The organism is Streptomyces sp. NPDC051963 (assembly GCF_044593495.1).
Classification (GTDB): domain Bacteria; phylum Actinomycetota; class Actinomycetes; order Streptomycetales; family Streptomycetaceae; genus Streptomyces.
This window is the reverse complement of sequence record NZ_JBIUCC010000035.1, coordinates 1-1,007: the sequence shown is the minus strand read 5'-3', so window position 1 is coordinate 1,007 and position 1,007 is coordinate 1. Positions and strand designations below refer to the sequence as shown.

1 rRNA gene is annotated in these 1,007 nt (G+C 56.8%); it reads left to right on the top strand.

The features are described from left to right. Positions 1–1,007 (top strand): 23S ribosomal RNA (locus ACIHFB_RS45840); the annotation flags it as partial.

Here is a 1,007-nt window from a genome sequence, read left to right as displayed (position 1 = left end):
CCTTGAAAGAGTGCGTAATAGCTCACTGGTCTAGTGATTCCGCGCCGACAATGTAGCGGGGCTCAAGCGTACCGCCGAAGTCGTGTCATTGCAGCTATAGGGCCAACGCCCGCTGTGATGGGTAGGGGAGCGTCGTGTGCCGGGTGAAGCCGCGCCGGAAGGCAGTGGTGGACGGTTCACGAGTGAGAATGCAGGCATGAGTAGCGATTCACACGTGAGAAACGTGTGCGCCGATTGACTAAGGGTTCCTGGGTCAAGCTGATCTGCCCAGGGTAAGTCGGGACCTAAGGCGAGGCCGACAGGCGTAGTCGATGGATAACCGGTTGATATTCCGGTACCCGCTGTGAAGCGTCAAACATTGAATCAGGCGATGCTAAGTCCGTGAAGCCGTTCCGGACCCTTCGGGGAAAGGAAAGTGGTGGAGCCGACGGACCAGACTTGTAGTAGGTGAGTGATGGGGTGACGCAGGAAGGTAGTCCAGCCCGGGCGGTGGTTGTCCCGGGGTAAGGGTGTAGGGCGCTGTCCAGGTAAATCCGGACAGCTTGTGCCTGAGACCTGATGCCGAGCCGATTGTGGTGAAGTGGATGATCCTATGCTGTCGAGAAAAGCCTCTAGCGAGTTTCATGGCGGCCCGTACCCTAAACCGACTCAGGTGGTCAGGTAGAGAATACCGAGGCGTTCGGGTGAACTATGGTTAAGGAACTCGGCAAAATGCCCCCGTAACTTCGGGAGAAGGGGGGCCACATCCGGTGATTGAATTTACTTCATGAGCTGGGGGTGGCCGCAGAGACCAGCGAGAAGCGACTGTTTACTAAAAACACAGGTCCGTGCGAAGCCGTAAGGCGATGTATACGGACTGACGCCTGCCCGGTGCTGGAACGTTAAGGGGACCGGTTAGTCACTCTTCGGGGTGGCGAAGCTGAGAACTTAAGCGCCAGTAAACGGCGGTGGTAACTATAACCATCCTAAGGTAGCGAAATTCCTTGTCGGGTAAGTTCCGACCTGCA